Origin of the sequence: Holdemanella porci (genome assembly GCF_009696075.1) — a bacterium.
GTDB classification, from domain to species: domain Bacteria; phylum Bacillota_I; class Bacilli_A; order Erysipelotrichales; family Erysipelotrichaceae; genus Holdemanella; species Holdemanella porci.
The window spans coordinates 1-1,833 of sequence record NZ_VUMR01000112.1 but is presented as its reverse complement, the minus strand read 5'-3'; the positions used below and the strand labels follow the sequence as shown (position 1 = coordinate 1,833).

General features: G+C 29.4%; 1 protein-coding gene. It reads right to left on the bottom strand.

What is annotated here, in order from left to right:
* Nucleotides 1–648: 648 nt before the first annotated feature.
* Nucleotides 649–1,398, bottom strand: a complete 750-nt coding sequence (locus FYJ55_RS10565) for a PIN domain-containing protein (RefSeq protein WP_154556787.1) — start codon at nt 1,396–1,398, stop codon at nt 649–651.
* Between the last annotated feature and the right edge of the window lie 435 nt (nt 1,399–1,833).

The following is a 1,833-nucleotide window of genomic DNA, read 5'->3' as shown; positions in this document are numbered from 1 at the left end:
ATAATACAACACGAATTCACTCACATTGTGAATATGAATCTCCACAAAATTTTGAAAAACAATATTTGAAACATAAACATTAAAAAAACAGATATTTAAGTTGTCTTAAATCTTGACATAGTACCATCAAACACGCATTGATCAGTATTATTCTCTAATAAGAAATCTAGAAATTGAAAATGATACATTAGAAAAAAGATGGATAATCTAGAAGATTTAAAGTGTTATATTTCTAATGAAATCCGATCGTGCGAAGATGAAATCAATAAATATTCATGTACATCTCAATCAATAAATTAAATACAAAAAAGGGATTGCAACGAGTTTTAATACTCATCACAATCCCTTTTCATATTGCAGGTTTATTCTCCTGATTGTCAGGCTTTCGTGCATGATGTAGGTAGCACGGACTCAGAGAGGATTAAAGACATCCTCTGGCTTTACAAGATACCCTTGAATCAAATCTACCTCTTGTTAGTGGATTTAGGGAAGGAGCTTGAATTCCTCCTTACGAATACAATTTTTAACGATGCCTGCTCATCGTGATGTATAAAAAGCTTTGTTTCGCTTTTTACAGTTACATTATATTGTGTTCTAACAATTCCTTAAAGTGTAAATTCGCCATCACTTTAAAATATTTACGTTCCATTATAGAAGTATCTTATAGAACTTTTCCTTTCCTCTTGTTTCAACCAATTCAACATATTTCGCATTAATTTGATTTAGTGTTTTATTCGTTTCAGTTTTAGTCATCTTCATTTTCTTTCTTAAATAATGCGTCATCCTTGAAGATGCTACAACAGGATCACCTTTATTCAATTCCATAATCTTTTCAACAATACTTTTAATATCATCCGGTTGTTTTGATTCTTCTATTTTCTTTAAAATTAAATTCGCCTTTTGATTAAAAGATGTTAATACTTTTAAAACATCAGATTCATCATTTGAAGAATTATGTTGATTTGGTTTTGACAATGGATTACCCAATAAATAATCGGATTGTCTTCGAATAGCTTCTTTACAAGTTAAAGATGGCTCTCTATATACTATAGGATAACCATGACTCTTTAAATCTATATACATCTCGTAATAATCAATATCATTGGATACAAGTATAACCTGTCTTGGACTGTACTTTCCAAATATATATCCGATATACATTGAAATACGATTATCTACAAAATTAGTTCCTGTATGCCTAGTCTCGATAACATTCACATCGTATGCATTCAACATTTCTTTATATGCATTGGCACATTTTGTAGTAGTTGCACCACAAAACAGATAATACACATATTCTTCATTTAATAAATCTGTAGGTATACATTGATAATTTTCAAAATCAACGACTACGACATTCCTCCACTCTAACACTTTGTCTAACAATTCACTTTTCATTTCTTTTTTTCTCCGTTTCTAGATTTTCCTAGAACCTCTCACACATAGACTCTCTTTCTAATCTACTTATATTATAATACAAAGCTCATATTTCTAATTGTTTCCTTAACAGTTTTCAGCATATTCAAATATATTAACTAAACGTTAGTTTTCACATAAAAAAATATATAAAAATCGAAGATATAGTATTACTTTTATACTGTTTATTTTTTTGATTGATAACAGTATTTTAGTTTCGATAATCTTCTACTAATTGTCCATTCCGGTATTCCTGTGATTTTTGATACTTCTTTTGCATTAAATCCTCGATATGATGCTAGTATATTTATAGGACAGGTAAAACATCTCGAATTTGATTTGATAAGGAACCAATCACATTAAAAATAGAATGAGATATTGAACATGACTGTCCTGGATATTGTAGATTCTTGTGCA